At 66.5% G+C, this 16,763-nt stretch carries 14 protein-coding genes; 5 read left to right on the top strand and 9 right to left on the bottom strand.

What is annotated here, in order from left to right:
* The first annotated feature begins 15 nt into the window (after positions 1-15).
* Both DFLDMN_RS16735 and DFLDMN_RS16730 read left to right on the top strand, forming a co-directional pair.
* Complete coding sequence (locus tag DFLDMN_RS16735) at positions 16-1,221, top strand: NnrS family protein (RefSeq protein ID WP_423195993.1); 1,206 nt, start codon at positions 16-18, stop codon at positions 1,219-1,221.
* Between the two features lie 85 nt (positions 1,222-1,306).
* On the top strand, positions 1,307-2,284 hold the full coding sequence (locus DFLDMN_RS16730; protein WP_423195992.1) for a LysR family transcriptional regulator: 978 nt from the start codon (positions 1,307-1,309) through the stop codon (positions 2,282-2,284).
* Here the strand turns inward: DFLDMN_RS16730 and DFLDMN_RS16725 are convergent.
* Entirely contained in the window at positions 2,253-2,495 is a 243-nt protein-coding gene (locus DFLDMN_RS16725; RefSeq protein ID WP_423195991.1) for a hypothetical protein, read from the bottom strand. The two genes, DFLDMN_RS16730 and DFLDMN_RS16725, sit on opposite strands and share 32 nt — an antisense overlap.
* Positions 2,496-2,572: 77 nt before the next feature.
* On the opposite strand from DFLDMN_RS16725, the gene DFLDMN_RS16720 reads away from it, so the two are divergent.
* The gene (locus DFLDMN_RS16720) at positions 2,573-3,382 is read left to right on the top strand and encodes an AraC family transcriptional regulator (RefSeq protein ID WP_423195990.1); all 810 of its coding nucleotides are present in this window, start codon (positions 2,573-2,575) and stop codon (positions 3,380-3,382) included.
* Between the two features lie 84 nt (positions 3,383-3,466).
* Here the strand turns inward: DFLDMN_RS16720 and DFLDMN_RS16715 are convergent, their stop codons facing one another.
* The 3 genes from DFLDMN_RS16715 to DFLDMN_RS16705 all read right to left on the bottom strand — a co-directional run bounded on the left by DFLDMN_RS16715 (position 3,467) and on the right by DFLDMN_RS16705 (position 5,681).
* A complete protein-coding gene (locus DFLDMN_RS16715; protein ID WP_423195989.1) occupies positions 3,467-4,516 on the bottom strand; it encodes a threonine aldolase family protein in 1,050 nt (349 codons plus the stop codon).
* A 157-nt stretch (positions 4,517-4,673) separates the two neighbouring features.
* Positions 4,674-5,312, bottom strand: coding sequence for a DUF2239 family protein (locus DFLDMN_RS16710; protein WP_423195988.1), 639 nt, complete (start codon positions 5,310-5,312; stop codon positions 4,674-4,676).
* A gap of 96 nt (positions 5,313-5,408) precedes the next feature.
* Positions 5,409-5,681 (bottom strand): DUF4148 domain-containing protein, encoded by a 273-nt coding sequence (locus DFLDMN_RS16705; RefSeq protein WP_423195987.1) that lies wholly within the window; start codon positions 5,679-5,681, stop codon positions 5,409-5,411.
* Between the two features lie 448 nt (positions 5,682-6,129).
* Here DFLDMN_RS16705 and DFLDMN_RS16700 point away from each other — a divergent pair, with 448 nt between their 5' ends.
* Positions 6,130-7,419, top strand: a complete 1,290-nt coding sequence (locus DFLDMN_RS16700; RefSeq protein WP_423195986.1) for a chloride channel protein — start codon at positions 6,130-6,132, stop codon at positions 7,417-7,419.
* A gap of 54 nt (positions 7,420-7,473) precedes the next feature.
* Here the strand turns inward: DFLDMN_RS16700 and DFLDMN_RS16695 are convergent, their stop codons facing one another.
* The 3 genes from DFLDMN_RS16695 to DFLDMN_RS16685 are packed head-to-tail and all read right to left on the bottom strand — an operon-like array spanning position 7,474 to position 10,128.
* Entirely contained in the window at positions 7,474-8,157 is a 684-nt protein-coding gene (locus DFLDMN_RS16695) for a haloacid dehalogenase type II (protein ID WP_423195985.1), read from the bottom strand.
* A 55-nt stretch (positions 8,158-8,212) separates the two neighbouring features.
* Positions 8,213-9,757 (bottom strand): solute symporter family protein, encoded by a 1,545-nt coding sequence (locus DFLDMN_RS16690; RefSeq protein ID WP_423195984.1) that lies wholly within the window; start codon positions 9,755-9,757, stop codon positions 8,213-8,215.
* Positions 9,754-10,128 (bottom strand): DUF485 domain-containing protein, encoded by a 375-nt coding sequence (locus tag DFLDMN_RS16685; RefSeq protein WP_423195983.1) that lies wholly within the window; start codon positions 10,126-10,128, stop codon positions 9,754-9,756. The genes DFLDMN_RS16690 and DFLDMN_RS16685 overlap by 4 nt, the downstream gene beginning before the upstream one ends.
* Positions 10,129-10,422: 294 nt before the next feature.
* Here DFLDMN_RS16685 and DFLDMN_RS16680 point away from each other — a divergent pair, with 294 nt between their 5' ends.
* Positions 10,423-12,057 carry a sigma-54 interaction domain-containing protein gene (locus tag DFLDMN_RS16680; RefSeq protein ID WP_423195982.1) on the top strand — a complete coding sequence of 545 codons (1,635 nt, stop codon included), beginning with the start codon at positions 10,423-10,425 and terminating at the stop codon, positions 12,055-12,057.
* A gap of 140 nt (positions 12,058-12,197) precedes the next feature.
* Here DFLDMN_RS16680 and DFLDMN_RS16675 read toward each other — a convergent pair whose 3' ends face one another.
* Both DFLDMN_RS16675 and DFLDMN_RS16670 read right to left on the bottom strand, forming a co-directional pair.
* Positions 12,198-13,385 (bottom strand): ribonucleotide-diphosphate reductase subunit beta, encoded by a 1,188-nt coding sequence (locus DFLDMN_RS16675; RefSeq protein WP_423195981.1) that lies wholly within the window; start codon positions 13,383-13,385, stop codon positions 12,198-12,200.
* 203 nt (positions 13,386-13,588) lie between these two features.
* Positions 13,589-16,528 (bottom strand): ribonucleoside-diphosphate reductase subunit alpha, encoded by a 2,940-nt coding sequence (locus DFLDMN_RS16670; RefSeq protein WP_423195980.1) that lies wholly within the window; start codon positions 16,526-16,528, stop codon positions 13,589-13,591.
* Between the last annotated feature and the right edge of the window lie 235 nt (positions 16,529-16,763).

Below are 16,763 nucleotides of genomic sequence, written 5' to 3'. Positions count from 1 at the left end.
CGGCGCGCCACCAACATGCCCACGTCGATCCGGATCTCTCCGCCGTCCCCGCGCCACACCGGCTATCGCGGCGTGCCGATGCTTGCGCTCGGCTTCCGCCCGTTCTACCTCCTTGCCGCCGCGTTCGGCGTCATCGCGATCGCCGCCTGGGTGGCGATCTATCTCGGCTGGTGGCAGCCGGCCTCGCGTCCGTGGCTTGGCGCCATGGTGTGGCATGCGCATGAGATGGTGTTCGGCTTTGCGGCCGCGGTCGTGGTCGGTTTTCTGTTCACCGCGGGCAAGAACTGGACCGGCCAGCAAACCCCGCAAGGCGCCTGGCTCGGCGCGCTTGCCGGCGTCTGGCTGGCGGCGCGCGTGCTGATGTGGAGCGGCCCGGCATGGCTTGCCATCGCGCTCGATCTCGTCTTTCTGCCGCTGTGCGCGGCCAGCTTCTACCGCCTCCTGCGGCGCGCGCGGAACCATCGCAATATCGGCCTGGCACTCGCCCTCGGCGTGCTCGGCGCGCTCAATCTCGCCTTCCATGTGGCGGCAGGGCGCGGCGACCTCGGCGGCGCGCTGCGCGTGACCGAGGCCGCCACCGGCCTGATCACCCTCTTCATTACCGTGATTGGCGGACGCGTGATTCCGATGTTCACCGCCAACGCGGTGCCCGGCGTTACCATCCGTCGCAGCGCGTGGGTCGAGCGCGTGGTGGTGGCCGCGACGCTGCTGGCGATCGTCGCCCACAGCGCGCACGCGCCGGCCTTCGCGGTGGTGCCCCTGGCGCTCGCGGCGGCCGCCACGCATGCGGTGCGCCTGGCAGGCTGGGATCCGTTACGAACGTTGCGCACCCCGCTGGTGGCCATCCTGCACGTGGCCTATGCTTTCCTGCCACTCGGTTTTGCGCTGCTGGCAGGTGCCGCGGTGGGCTGGCTCGACGGTTCGACCGCACTGCACGCGCTGACCGTCGGCGCCATTGCCTGCGCGATTCTGGCGATGATCACCCGCACCGCGCTCGGCCATACCGGCCGGCGTCTTGCCACTGGCCGCATCGAGCACCTGGCCTACGCCTCCATCGTGCTGGCGGCGCTCGTGCGCGTGCTCGGGCCGCTCGCGCTGCCGGCCTTCAAGCCATATGCGATTGGCGCCGCCGGCATGCTGTGGGTGGCGGCGTTCGTGCTCTATCTGGTCAAGTACGCGCCCTATCTGTCGCGCGCCCGCGTCGATGGGAAGGAAGGCTGAGCCGACGCCGGCCGCCTCGAAGCCGCGCCACACTTTGTGAGAAAAGGAGCGATAATCGGGACGCCTTATGCAATAAATCTTCACAATGAGCGAACCCGATTTTCCCTCGCTACGCCTGTTCATGCGCGTGGCGGAAACGCAGAGCTTTACCGCGGCGGCGGAAGCCTCGGGCATCTCGGTGTCGGCCGCCAGCTATGCCGTGCGCACGCTGGAAACACAGCTCGGCGCCCGCCTTTTCAACCGCACCACACGCAGCGTGAGTCTGACCGAGGCCGGCAGCGCCTTCATGGACCGCGTGGCACCGCTGCTCGAGGAACTGCAGCTTGCCATGCACGATGTGTCGGTGGCCTCGAGCGTATCGATGGGCACGCTGCGGCTCAATATCCCCGGCACCGCCAGTCGCATGATCATGCAGCCGCTGCTCAAGCGCTTTCTGGACGCCCATCCCAATATCAATCTCGACGTGGCGGTCGATAACAGCCTGGTCGATATCGTCACCAAGGGCTTCGACGCGGGTATCCGCTTCGACAACGTGCTCGGCGACGACATGGTCGCGATTCCGCTCATCGCACCGATGCCGTTCGTGGTCGTGGCGTCGCCCGCCTATCTCGCCGCGCACGGCGTGCCGAGCCATCCGCGCGACCTGCTCAAGCACACCTGCATCAACTACCGCAGCGCCGATACCGGCGCGCTCTACAAATGGGAGTTCGACGAGAACGGCAAGCGCGTGCGGCTCGCCGTCAACGGCCGGGTTTCCTCCAACGATACCGACCTGCTGGTGCGCGCCGCGTGCGACGGCTATGGCTTTGCCTATCTGGCCCGCGACAGTGCCGGCGCCGCGCTGGACGCGGGACAGCTGGTGGAGGTGCTGCAGGGCTGGACCTCGCCCGCGGCGCTCTACCTCTACTACTACAACCGCAGCGCCATGCCGATGAAGCTGCGCGTGTTTATCGATTTCATCCAGCAGGAAATCGGACGACCCGAATTGCCGACCCGTCCGTCGACCATCAAGCCCAGGCGCAAACCCAGGCTTACGGCGGGGCGAGCGTCCCGCGCGCGATAAAGACGATATCCGATTCCATCTCCAGATAGTGGATCAGCCCGTACTTCGGAAATTCGATCATCACGCCGCGGATCAGATAGCCCCACTGCGCCTCGGGGTGCCCGGCGCTGTACTCGCCGGTTTCCATGGAACAGACCACGACGCCGGGCGCCTCCGCGCCCAGCAGCACGCGATCGCCGACGCGGACCTCGGTACCATCCACATACTTCATGCACACTCCCTCCTGACACGCATGGTCGGACTGCCGCCGCCGCCAGCGCAGTCACGCTTCCGGTCACCCTCACGCTCATGACAGACCAGGTCGAATACCGCCGCGCCGATGCCGTGCCCGGCCTCGTACTCAGCGAGGCCCGGCAGGTCGGCTTGCGCTTCGGCCGTCATTACCACCTGGACTATCACGTGGGGCTCGTGACGGCCGGCGTCCAGCGCCAGCATTATCTTGGCGAGACCTACCGGCTCGGCCCCGGGCGCATCTGCCTGATGCCGCCGGGCGACATTCACGACGGCGATCCGGACAGCGGCGAGGCCTATTCGCTCAAGACGTTTCGCCTCTCCCCTGCCCTGCTGGCCAGCGTGACGGGCGAGATCACCGGCACACCGCAGCCACCTGCACTGGCTGGCGCCGTGCTCGACGACCCCGCGCTGGCCGCTTCCCTGATGCGCCTGCACGACGCCCTGCTTGGCGGCGATGACACGTCGCCGCTGCATATGCAGTCGGCGTGGCTGACACTCATGGAGCGTCTGTTTTCCCGCTCGCGGAGTGTCGTCTCGCAAGCCGTCAAGGGAGCCCTGTCGCCGCGCCAATGGGAGCAGGTCAAGGCGTATTGTCATGCGCATCTCGCGCGCAAGATCACGCTCGACGAGCTGGCCGCGCTGTGCGGCGTCGACCGGTTTCAGTTTCTCAAGCTCTTCAAGCAGACCGTTGGCATGACGCCGCATGCCTGGCTGGTGCGACTGCGGCTGGAGCAGGCCTGCGCGCTGCTGCAGCGAAACGGCGGCAGCATCGCGCAGGTGGCACTCGAGGTCGGCTTCTACGACCAGAGCCATTTCAACCGCGCGTTTCGCCACGCGTTCGGCGTCGCTCCGTCTCGTTACTGACCCGGTACTGGATCGTTACCTACTGGACCGTTACTGACCCGTTGCTGGCCTATGTGCGTGCCGACGGCCGAGGTCCCGCCCGTGTCAGCGTGCAAGCCGGACGATATGGGCCACGAGGTGGTCGACATCGGCCTGCTGCGTGGCAAACGAGGTGACAAAGCGCACCACGCCCGGGCCCCAGCGTTCCGCGTAAAAGCGGAATCCGGCAGCGAGCAGGCCCTTGATGGTGGCGTCCGGCAACCGGCAGAACAGGATATTGGCCTCCGCGCCGTCCAGGATCTCCACGCCATCGAGATGACGAATGCCGTCGGCCAGGCGCTTTGCCATGGCATTGGCCTGGCGCGCATTGCGCAGCCACAGGTCGTTCTCGAGGTAGGCGTCGATCTGGGCGGACAGGAAACGCATCTTCGAGAACAGATGTCCGGCGCGCTTGCGACGATAGCCCATCTCGGCGGCCCGCGTCTTGTCGAAGAGCACGATCGCCTCCGCGCAGGGCACGCCGTTCTTCGTGGCACCGAACGACAACGCGTCCACGCCGGCCTTCCAGGTCATCTCCGCCGGGGTGCAGCCGAGCGCGACCAGGGCATTCGCGAAACGCGAGCCATCCATATGCAAGCCGATCGACGCGGCACGGCACACCTCGGCGATGGCGCCGATGTCGTCGACCCGATAGATGCTGCCGACTTCGGTGGCCTGCGTGATGCTGGCCACGGCGGGCTGCACGGTATGCACGTCGCCCACCTTGGACGTCGCCGCCTGTCGCAGCCGCGCCGGATCCATCTTGGCCGCCGGGCCGTCGACGGTAACGATCTTGGCGCCGGCGGTATAGAACTCGGGCGCACCGCACTCGTCGTTGTTGATATGGCTGCCGGGATGGCACAGGATGCTGCCCCACGGCGGCGTCATCGTGGCCAGGCACAGCGCGTTGGCGGTGGTGCCGGTGGGCACCAGGAAGACGTCGACGTCGCGCTCGAACAGCTCGGCGAACTTGCGCTCCACGCGCGCGGTGTATTCGTCGTTGCCATACGGCGCGCTCTGCCCGGCGTTGCACGCGACGAGGGCTTCGATGACTTCAGGCGCGGCACCGGCGATGTTGTCGCTGTTAAAGCCGAGGGCGGGGACTTCGATTGGCATGATCGGTCACAAACAGGGAATGTCGATACCCCATAGGCTAGCGCTGTCGGCGGCCGCCGGATTGTAAAAAATTGCGGGGCGAAACCATGGCCGTGGCCGCCTCGCGTCCGGCACCCGCTCACAGGGACCGCTCACAGGGGCCGCTCACAGGGTGCGATCAAACGGCCTGCACAAACGCCCCCGCCGCCAGCCGGCGCGCATGTTCGCGCAGATCCTTCGGCCACTTCCGGCTCAATGCCATGAAGCGCTCGCGATCCGATGCATAGAGCGCGCGCGCGGCTTCCTCGTAGCCGGGGTGGTTGCCCAGCATGGTCGACATGAAGCGGTCCGCTGCCTGCTGGGCGCGGCGGATACTGGCTTCCGGCGCCTGACTGGCCGCATCGACCAGTCGCCGCAACGTCGATGACGCGCCGCCGGGCTGGTCCGCGAGCCATTCCCAATGCCGTGGCAGCAGCGTGACCTCACGCGCGGCAACGCCAAGCGCGGGCCGGCCCGCCCGCTTCTTTTCGGCGCCGGCGTCGGACGTCGACAGGCGCGCGGCGACGTCTTCCGCCGAACCGCGCAGATCGAAGTCGAGCTGGCGGCCGGTGGCATCGTCGAAGCTCAGGATCGTGGCCGTGGATCCGCCCTCCAGCGCCGCCTTGATCGCCAGCGCGACCTGCAGATGAGACCCGCGCGCGAGCACCTGCTCATCGGCAAAGGCGGTGGCGAATGCCGCGGCGGTGGGGGCGGTGGAGGCCCGGGAGGCCGTGGGCGCAGCGGCCCTGGCGGCAGTTGGGGGTCGAGTGGAACGCATCAGGTCTCCTGCAATGGTCGAGATGCAGGAGATTATATCCGGGTGTTATTGTAGGAATCAATTACACCCGGACAAAATACAACACCCACGAAGTCCTCACTGCACCGACCCGACCGGCTCGCCGCGACGCTTGGCCTCCAGCTTGCGCTGGGCGCGCTCCAGCGACTCGGGAAACTTGTCGTCCGACATGTCGTAACCAACGTCGCGCAGCGCCTGCAGCTCCTTCATCAGACTGGCGTGCGTCACAGGCGCTGGGCCAGCCGACGCGCTATTGCCAACCACATCCGCCGCATTGGCGGCAAACGATACCGACGCCGCGGCGGCAACCACTGCCACCGACACAAGATGCTTGAGAGAAACGGAACGCATGATGAATACCTCCTGCAAGACTGGATTCGACACCACGCCGGTGCGTGGCGCCCCCCGCGCCGCAAAACCGAAGCCCGGTCCTTGAAGCGGGGTTCGTGTTCGTGCTGCGCGTCTACACAGGAAGAGTAGGACGCTAGCCCATGTCTCCGATGTGCCGCCTGGATCGATAATCTGCTCGATCGTCTCACCGGCGCGGCGCGGTCGCGCTCCGCGCAAGGGACGCACAGGGGACGCACAGGGGACGCACAGGGGACGCACAAGAGACGCGCAACGTCGCGCGGCACCGCGCACCCGACGGCGGCGCCGCGCACGCCCCGGGCCATCGCGCACGGTGCTCGCATCGCTGGCACGGTATCTGCGTTACGGCAGCCCATCGCAGATGCCCATCCCAACAACGTACGGAGACACCATGCCAGGCCGGATACCGAACGCGTTACCGCGACGCGAGATGCAAAGCCAATGGCTGCGGCAACGCGCGCGATGGATCGGCGCACTGGTGACTGGCGCGCTGGCGATCGGCGCGATGGCATCGGCCTACGCATGGTTGATCGAGCAGGCGCACAGGTGGTTCGTCGGCGCCGTCACCGGCCATGCCCCCATCATGCTGCTGCTCTGCCCTGCCGTCGGCGCCGCCTCGGTCTGGCTGACCCGGCGCTACTTTGCCGGTGCGGAGGGCAGCGGCATTCCGCAGACGCTCGCCGCATTGCATGGCGGCGAGGCCGTCAGGCTGCGGCTGCTGACGGTGCGGCTGGCGCTGGCCAGGATCGGACTGACGGTGCTGGCGACGGCCGGCGGTTTGCCGGTGGGGCGGCAAGGCCCGACGGTGTTCGTCGGCGCCGTCGTCATGCATCGGCTGCGCCGCTGGACGCCCGCCCCGCACGAGGCCGCCGCGCGCGCGTGGGCACGCCGGTTCATCGTGCTCGGCGCTGCCGCCGGCCTTGCCGCCGCGTTCCAGACCCCGCTTGCCGGCCTGGCCTTCGCTGCCGAGCGCCTGCTGCGGCGGTTCGAACCGCGCCTGTATGGCCCGCTTTTCATGGTCGTGCTGGTAGCCTGCGCCAGCGCCGCCATGACTGGGCGCGCGCCGCTGCTCCATGCCGTGAGCGTGCGCGAATCGGCGCACTGGACGCTCGGCGCGGCGCTGGCGGCGGGATTGGTGACAGGGCTGGCCGGCAGTGCGTTCTCGTGGCTGCTGGTGCATCCGGCACGCTGGATGCCGCCTGCCATGGCACGACTGCGCACACAGCATCCGGTCTGGTTCAGCGCCTGCTGCGGCCTTGCCGTGGCGGCGTTGACGCTGGCGGCGGGCCCTCCCATGTTCGGCACTGGCCACCAGACCATCCAGGCGCTGAGCGCGGGTAGCGCCTTATCCATGGCGTATCCGCTGGCCTATCCGCTGGCTTATCTGCTCGCCTTGCTGCTGACCTGCCTGGCCGGCATTCCAGGCGGCATCTTCGTGCCGTCGCTCACCATCGGCGCAGCCTTCGGCGCGGCGCTCCAGCCGTGGCTGATGGCGGACAGCGCGACATCGATCGCGCTGTCGATGTCCGGCTATCTGGCCGCCGTCACGCGCCATCCCGTGATGTCGTTCGTGATCGTGATGGAGATGTCCGGCTCGCTCGACGCCGCACTGCCGCTGATGACCGCTTCGCTGGTCGGCCACGCCGTGGCACGCGGGCTGGCGCCACCGATCTACGATTCGCTGGCGCTCGGCTATGCGCCGCGGCGCATGCCGTCATGAAAAAAAAAGCCGGCGGCACACGCCGCCGGCTCTCCGGTATGGCCTGTCAGCCGGTCAGGCTTCAGCGCGCTCGCGTACCCAGGGGGCCAGCCCGTCGAGCGACTTCACCTCGATGTCGGGGCGCACGCCGAGCTCCTCGAACGTATTGCCCGTGCGGTTCACCCAGGCCACGTGATAGCCGAAGTGCTTGGCACCGGAAGCATCCCACGCGTTCGACGACACGAACAGGATGCGATCACGGGCCACGCCAAAGGTCTGCTCGCCGAGTTCGTACACCGTGCGATGCGGCTTGAATACCGCCACGTTCTCCACGCTGATCAGATGGGCAAAGCGGTCCTGCAGGCCGGAATGGCTGACCACACGATGGATCGAATGCACCGAGCCGTTCGACAGGATGGCCAGCGGCAACCCCATGGCCTGCAGCGTGGCCAGCGCGGCCGGCGTTTCCGGATAGGGGCTGAGCTTGAGGTATTCCTCGCACAGGATGGCCTGGGTACGCGCGTCGAGGTCGAGCCCGAGCCGGTTGCACGTGTACACGAGTGCGTCCTCGGTGGCCTGCTCGAACGACAGGTATTGCCCCATCAGGCTGCGCAGCCAGGTGTATTCGAGCTGCTTCTGCCGCCACAGCATGCTCATCTCCATGCCGCGGCTCGGATAGAACTCGCTGCAGCGCCCGGCCACCGAATGCACGTCGTAAAGCGTGCCGTACAGATCGAAAACAACGCCCTGAATATCCATCTATGTCTCCAAGAAAAACAAGAAAAAACCCGTCACTGCGTACGCATGCAAAACCTCAATCCCGGCCCGTAGCCGACTCCGGGGCCACGCCCGTCTGCGCCCGGAACACGAACGCGTCGAAGCGGTTCTCGTGCTCGGCGCTGCGCCGGCTCATCACCGTACACAGCCACGCGCCCAGAAAGCCGATCGGCATGCTCAGCACGGTGGGATTGACGATGGGGAAGACGGCCTGGTCCTTGAGGAACGCCGGGCCGAGGAAAGCGAGCACCACCGACGACACCAGGCCCGCGGTGACACCCCCGATCACGCCGGCGGTGTTGAAGCGGCGCCAGAACATCGACAGCACGATGATCGGGAAGTTGGCCGATGCCGCAATCGCGATGGCGAGAATCACCAGCACGCCCACATTGATGCCCTGCGCCAGCAGGCCGAGCGCCACCGCGAGCACGCCCACGGCGAGCGTGGCCAGCCGCGCCACGCGCACCTGTTCCGCCTCGGGCACCTCGCCGCGGCGGATGACGTTGACGTACAGGTCGTGCGCGATCGCACCCGACGATGCCAGCGTCAGGCCGGCGACCACCGCGAGAATGGCGGCAAACGCCACCGCGCAGATGCACGCGAGGAAGAACTGCCCGCCGAAGGTGCCCGGGCCCCCGCCGAGGTACTGTGCGAGCAGCGGCAGGGCAAGATTGCCGCCCTTGTCCGCCGCGCGGATGGCATCCTGGCCCACGAACATCGCCGAGGCAAAGCCGATCAGCGTGGTCACGAGGAAGAAGCTGCCGGCGAGGAACATCAGCCAGAGCACGGATTTGCGTGCGGTGCGCGCATCGGGCACGGTATAGAACCGCGTCATGATGTGCGGCAATCCCGCCACGCCGAAGATAAACGACAGGAACAGCGACAACGGATCGAGCGCGTGCTTGAAGTAGCCGCCCGGCAGCAGCATGTGAGCGCCGTAGCGCGCTTCGACCGCGGAGAACAGCGTCAGCGGTTCGAACTTCACGGCCGCGAGCAGCATGACCACCAGCACGGCCGCCGCCGCCAGCAGCAGCACCGCCTTGACGATCTGCACCCACGTCGTCGCGATCATGCCGCCGAACAGGACGTACACGATCATGCCGATGCCGACCATGACCACCGCCGCCTCGTACGAAATGCCGAGCATCAGCTTGATCAGCGCGCCGGCGCCGGCCATCTGCGGCACCATGTACGCGAGGTTGACCACAAAGGTGCCGATCACCGCGGCCAGGCGCGCATGCCGGCTGCGCATGCGTTCGGCGATCACGTCGCCATAGGTGAAGCGTCCCGTATTGCGTACGGGCTCGGCCACCAGCATCAGCACCACCAGGAACGCCGTCAGCGCGGCCACCGCGTAGAGCGAGCCGTCCATGCCGCTGGTGGCGATCAGTCCGGAGAAGCCGAGGAACGCCGCCGCGCTCATCCAGTCCCCGGCCAGCGCAAAGCCATTGGCGCGCGCGGTCAGGTTGCCGCCGGCTGCGTAGAACTCGCTCGCGGTGTTGGTCTTGCGCGCGGCCCAGTAGGTGATCACCAGCGTCAGCGTGAGGATCACGAGGAAGATGCCGATCGTGAGCGCCTTCATGATGCGGCTCCCCTGCGGACTTCCGCCACCGCCTCCTGACCCAGCGCCTCGAACGTCCGGTTGGCCACACGCACGTAGATCACGGCCACCACCCAGCACAGCAGATAGGTCGCCAGGACCATCAGGTAGCCGAGATTGAATGCGCCCCACACCTTGATGGCCATCAGCGGCTTGCCGTAACCGGCGAGCAGGGTCATGGCGAAGATATAGGCGAGGCTCACGCCCAGCAGCGGCACCACGATGCGTCGCCTGGCCTCCACCAGCCGATGGAATGCGGGGGTATTCACGGCGTCGCGCGCCCCGCGCGCGGCGTGGGCGTCTGGCGCGATGGCCTGGCCCACGAGCGCTGCGTCCTGCGATAACTCAATCATTGCGTGTCTCCATGGTTATGCCCGCCTGCCGGCAGGGCTGCGTCTCGGTCACGCGTGTGAACGCGCCGGACGCCGGCTCTCTACTGCAATCGCCGTGCCGGAACCTGCTATCGCGGTGTTTGCTTGCCTGCGCGGATGGGCGCACGATGGAGGCGCGCGTGGCTGAACCGCATCTGCGGCGCGCTGATGCATTTTTGCGTGGTGCGTCGCAGCATCGGAGGCGTATCGGGCCGGTGGTATAAGTCCCAGCTCGGCACGTACCGCGCGGCAAGACGGGGAAGACACTTGGAAAGCATGTTGGCGATACTGGAAGACGTCCCCATCGGCATGGCCTGGGTGCGCGACGGACAACTGCTGTGGCAGAACGCACTGGCGCGCCATGCGCTGGCCGAGGCGAGGACCACGGACGACGGCGAGCGTGCCGTCGCGCTGTTGCTCGGCGACGACCGCGGCGCCGCGCCCGAGCGGCTGCAGGTGTCCGGCGGCGCGTACTACGTCGGCACCTCCGCCACGGCCGAGGGCCATCTGCTCTGGCTGCTGCCGGAGCACCATTGCGCCGGCATCTTTCCGGACCTCGGCCGGCAGCGCCAGCTATGCAAGGATCTGGAGGAAATCTTCCGCAACTCGTTCGACGGCATCTTCGTGGCCGACGGCGACGGCGTGACCGTGATGGTCAATGAAGGATGCGAGCGCAACTACGATGTGCGCGCCAGCGACCTGATCGGCCACCATGTATCGGAATTCGAACAGAAGGGCTGGATCCGCCCGGTGGTCGCGCAACACGTGGCACGCACCGCGCAACGCATCACGACGACGCAGCGCACCCACACCGGCAAGACCATCATGGTGACGGGCATCCCGCTGCTCGACGATACCGGCCGTGTGCGCAAGGTCATCATCAATTCGCGCGACACCACCGAGCTCGTCCAGTTGCAGGACGCGCTGGCCAAGGCCAAGGCCGAACTGCAGCGCGTCGACGACGAGGTACGCGCGCTGCGCAGCCAGAACCTCAGCGTGGACGGACTGATCCTGCGGAGCGAAGCCATGCAGCGCGTGGCGTCGCTGGCCATGCGCGTCGCCAAGGTGGATGCGACGGTGCTGGTGACCGGTCCGTCCGGGGCCGGCAAGGATGTCATCACGCGCCTGATCCACCGCGAGAGCGCGCGGGCCAATGGGCCACTCATCAAGATCAACTGCGGCGCGGTGCCGCGCGACCTGCTCGAGTCGGAACTGTTCGGCTACGAAGGCGGGGCGTTCACCGGCGCGCAGAAGCACGGCAAGGCGGGCCTGATCGAACTGGCCAACCGCGGCACGCTGTTCCTCGACGAAATCGGCGACATGCCGCTCGACCTGCAGGTCAAGCTCCTGCAGGTGCTGCAGGATCGCGTCATCGTGCGGCTGGGCGCGACGCGCACGGTGCCGGTGGACGTACGCATCGTGGCCGCCACCAACCGCGACCTCAAGGCCATGGTCGCGGACCGCACCTTTCGCGACGATCTCTACTACCGGCTCAACGTCGTCCCGATCCAGGTGCCCCCGCTGGCCGAGCGCAAGGACGATGTCGCGCCCATGGTGTTCAGCTTCCTGGAGGAATTCAACGCGCGCTACGGCCTGCGCCGCATGGTCTCGGAACAGGCCATGGCCCTGCTGATCGCCCACGACTGGCCCGGCAACGTGCGCGAGCTGCGCAACGTGGTGGAACGACTGGTCGTGACCAGCCAGGGCGACCTGATCGAACCCGCCCTGCTCGACGGCGTACTGCCGCCCGAGGTACTGGAAGCCCATCCCGAGAGCTCCTTCCGCCAGCGGGTCAGCCGCTTCGAACGCCGCCTGATCGAAGACGCCCTGCGCACCCACGGCAACACCCGCGACGTCGCGCGTGCCCTGGGCATCAGCCAGTCGAGCGTGGTGAGGAAACTGCATCGGTGAGTGCATCGTGCCGTCCGGCGTGGCATGGATGGCCAGGCAGGGGCCGACACAAACAAAAAGCCCGGCAAATCTTGCCGGGCTTTTTGGCGATGCGCGAGGACGGACCGTAGCGGTCGTCCTGCCGGGTCAGCGCTGAGCGCTCAATCCCACGACAGCGCCCCACCCGTCTGATACTCGATCACGCGGGTTTCGAAGAAGTTGCGTTCCTTCTTCAGGTCGATCATCTCGCTCATCCACGGGAACGGGTTTTCCTCGTTCGGGAACAGCTGGTCGAGGCCGATCTGCTGGCAGCGGCGGTTGCAGATGAAGCGCAGGTACGACTTGAACATCGGTGCATTCAGCCCCAGCACGCCGCGCGGCATGGTGTCTTCGGCATAGCGATATTCGAGGTCGACGGCCTTCTTGAACAGTTCGACGATCTCGGCCTTGAACTCGGCGGTCCACAGGTGCGGGTTTTCGAGCTTGATCTGGTTGATCAGGTCGATACCGAAGTTGCAGTGCAGGGACTCGTCGCGCAGGATGTACTGGTACTGCTCGGCGGCACCGGTCATCTTGTTCTGGCGGCCCATGGCCAGGATTTGCGTGAAGCCGACATAGAAGAACAGGCCTTCCATGATGCAGGCGAACACGATCAGGGACTTCAGCAGCTTCTGGTCGGTCTCGAGCGTGCCGGTCTTGAACGACGGATCGGTCAGCGTGTCGATGAACGGGATCAGGAACTCGTCCTTGTCGCGGATCGACGCCACTTCGTGGTACGCGTTGAAGATCTCGGCTTCATTGAGGCCGAGCGACTCCACGATGTACTGGTACGCGTGCGTGTGGATGGCCTCCTCGAAGGCCTGGCGCAGCAGGTACTGGCGGCACTCGGGCGCCGTGATCTGGCGGTACGTGCCCAGCACGATGTTGTTGGCGGCGAGCGAGTCGGCCGTCACGAAGAAGCCCAGGTTGCGCTTGATGATGCGGCGCTCGTCCTCGGTCAGGCCGTTCGGGTCCTTCCACAGGGCGATGTCGCGCGACATGTTGATTTCCTGCGGCATCCAGTGGTTGGCGCAGCCGGCGAGGTACTTTTCCCACGCCCACTTGTACTTGAACGGCACCAGCTGGTTGACGTCGGTCGAGCCGTTGATCACGCGCTTGTCGGCCGCGTTCACGCGACGCTCGCTTTGCGCGGCGGCGGCGTTGGGGTGGTTGCCCAGAATCCCGCTCGGCTGCGTGGCCGCGGGCGGCAGCGCGCCCTGTTCGTCGGCGGTAGCGCGGGTGGCGGGTTGTAGCGCAGGCTGCGGCGCAGCTTGCGGTGTGGCTTGAACGTCGTCGTCCCAGCTCAGCATGATGATTCTCCGATTAGTGTTCGCGGTTGCGTGAAAAGCGGACCCTCAGGTGCAGGCTCTCGGGCGCGGACCTGGGGTGCAGGACCCTCGGGCGCAAACCGTCGGGCCCGGACCGCTTTGCCGGCGGCGCCCCTGCGTCAGGGGCGCCGCGTACGCAACCGGTATGGCGCGGTGATGACGCGGTGATAGCGTATGGAACTGGCTTACTGGCAGGCTTCGCACTCGTCGAAGCCGGGGTCGCCCGGGCGCATCGTGCAGACCGCGCCTTCGGCTTCCGGCATGGCCGGGGCCGCGGCGGCGGCGGCTTCCAGCGCGGAGACGCCGCCGGTGTCGGCGCCCGACGACACCGCGTTCAGCGAGCCGCGCGACACCGTGGACTTCTCCACGTGCGTGGCGGCGATCGTGCGCAGGTAGTACGTCGTCTTCAGGCCGCGCAGCCACGCCAGCTTGTAGGTGTCGTCCAGCTTCTTGCCCGAGGCGCCGGCCATGTAGATGTTCAGCGACTGCGCCTGGTCGATCCACTTCTGCCGGCGGCTGGCGGCTTCCACCAGCCACGTCGGCTCGACTTCGAACGCGGTGGCATAGATGTCGCGCAGGTCTTGCGGAATGCGGTCGATGCGGGCCAGCGAGCCGTCGAAGTACTTCAGGTCCGCCACCATCACTTCGTCCCACAGGCCGCGCGCCTTCAGGTCGCGCACCAGGTAGTCGTTGACCACCGTGAATTCGCCCGACAGGTTCGACTTGACGTACAGGTTCTGGAACGTCGGCTCGATGCAGGCGGACACGCCGATGATGTTCGAGATGGTCGCGGTCGGCGCGATCGCGATGCAGTTCGAATTGCGCATGCCGTGCTGCTTGATGCGGGCGCGCAGCGTATCCCAGTCCATCGTGGCGGACATGTCGACGTCGAGGTAGCCACCGCGTTGCTCGGCCAGCAGCTTGAGCGAGTCCTGCGGCAGGATGCCACGATCCCACAGCGAGCCCGTATAGCTGCTGTAGCGACCCCGTTCCTCGGCCAGCTCGGTCGAGGCCAGGTACGCGTAGTAGCACACGGCTTCCATCGAGGTATCGGCGAACTTCACCGCGGCATCGCTCGCGTACGGCACGCGCAGCACGTGCAGGCAGTCCTGGAAGCCCATGATGCCCATGCCGACCGGACGGTGGCGCAGGTTCGAGTTCTCCGCCTTCTTGACCGCGTAGTAGTTGATGTCGATCACGTTATCGAGCATGCGCATCGCGGTGCGGATGGTCTTCTGCAGCTTGGCGTGGTCGAGCACATGCGTGCCGTCGGCCTGCTGCTTCAGGTGCGCGACGAGGTTGACCGAGCCCAGGTTGCAGACCGCGATCTCGCTGTCATTGGTGTTGAGCGTGATCTCCGTGCACAGGTTGGAGCTGTGCACCACGCCCACGTGCTGCTGCGGGCTGCGGATGTTGCACGGATCCTTGAAGGTGATCCACGGATGGCCGGTCTCGAACAGCATGCCCAGCATCTTGCGCCACAGCTGCATGGCCGGGATCTTCTTGAACAGCTTCAGTTCGCCGCTGGCCGCTTTGGCTTCGTAGCCAAGGTAGGCAGCTTCGAATTCCTTGCCGACCTTGTCGTGCAGGTCCGGGCAGGTCGCGGGCGAGAACAGCGTCCACTCGCCGTTTTCCATCACGCGCTTCATGAACAGGTCCGGAATCCAGTTGGCCGTGTTCATGTCGTGCGTACGGCGGCGGTCATCGCCGGTGTTCTTGCGCAGCTCCAGGAACTCCTCGATGTCCAGATGCCACGTTTCCAGGTACGCGCAGACCGCGCCCTTGCGCTTGCCGCCCTGGTTCACGGCCACGGCCGTGTCGTTGACCACCTTGAGGAACGGCACCACGCCCTGGCTCTTGCCGTTGGTGCCCTTGATATGCGAGCCCAGCGCACGGACGTTGGTCCAGTCGTTGCCCAGGCCGCCGGCAAACTTCGACAGCAGCGCGTTTTCCTTGAGCGCCTCGTAGATGCCTTCGAGGTCGTCCGACACCGTGGTCAGGTAGCACGACGACAGCTGCGAACGGCGCGTGCCCGCGTTGAACAGCGTGGGCGTGGACGACATGAAGTCGAACGACGACAGCAGCTGGTAGAACTCGATCGCGCGCGCTTCGCGATCCTTTTCTTCGAGCGCCAGGCCCATGGCCACGCGCATGAAGAAGGCCTGCGGCATCTCGATGCGAGCCTCATCGACGTGCAGGAAGTAGCGGTCGTACAGGGTCTGCAGGCCCAGGTAGTTGAACTGGAAGTCGCGCGAGGCGTCCAGCGCCGCGCCCAGGCGGGCCAGGTCGAACGTGGCGAGCTTCTCGTCGAGCAGCTCGGCCTCGATGCCGCGCGCGATGAACTTCGGGAAGTACTCGGCGTAACGCGTGGCCATCTCGGCCTGGGTCACTTCGGCGCCGAGGATTTCCTTGCGGATGGTGTGCAGCAGGATGCGTGCGGTCACCTGGCTGTAGGCCGGATCCTTCTCGATCAGGGTGCGCGCGGCCAGGATGGCCGAGTCGTAGACCTGCGTCATCGGCACGCCGTCGTACAGGTTCTTGAGCGTTTCCTTCAGGATCGGCTCGGCGCTCACGCCTTCGCCCAGGCCGCTGCAGGCGGTGTCGATCAGCTCGTGCAGCGCCACCAGGTCGAGCGGACGGACGGTGCCGCCGTCGGTCACATTGACGCTCACGCCGCCCTGCTGCACGCGGGCCACGGCCTGTGCATTGGCTTGCGCGCGTTCCTGGGTACGCTTCTCGCGATAGAGCACGTAGGCGCGGGCCACCTCATGTTCGCCCGAGCGCATCAGCGCCAGTTCCACGTGATCCTGGACGTCCTCGATATGGAACGTGCCGCCATTGGGACGGCTGCGCAGCAGCGCGCGCACCACGCTCTGGGTCAGTTGTTCCACCAGCTCGCGCACGCGCGCGGAGGCGGCGCCGGTGCCACCATTGACGGCCAGGAAGGCCTTGGTCATGGCAACGGCAATCTTGCTCGGCTCGAACGCCACCACGGCGCCATTACGGCGAATGATCTTGTAGTCCTGATAACCTGCGCCCGCAGCGGCGGGGGTGGACTGCGACGTGCCGGTAGCGCCGGCAACGCCCGATACGCCGGAGGCGAATTCGTTCTGGGCCGTTTGCATGAGGTAGTTCCCCTTGTATTTGAAGTGACAAAGTCCCTAGCAAAATGCGCTTCAGAAGACACTCTCGAATCCGGCTTTGCCGGGCGAGAACCCAACTGCACAGGCGTTCATTCTGCTAGGGACTTTGGTAATGCTTACCGCCCCATCCGCTGCTGTGGCGCCGGCGTCGCAAGAGCTTGCGGCGCGGGCCTCACATCTGGGGCGGTCCCCGAAGATAACCACTAGATGTAGTGGT

The organism is Cupriavidus sp. H19C3 (assembly GCF_049393815.1).
Taxonomy (GTDB): domain Bacteria; phylum Pseudomonadota; class Gammaproteobacteria; order Burkholderiales; family Burkholderiaceae; genus Cupriavidus.
This window is presented reverse-complemented; position numbering and strand designations above follow the sequence as displayed.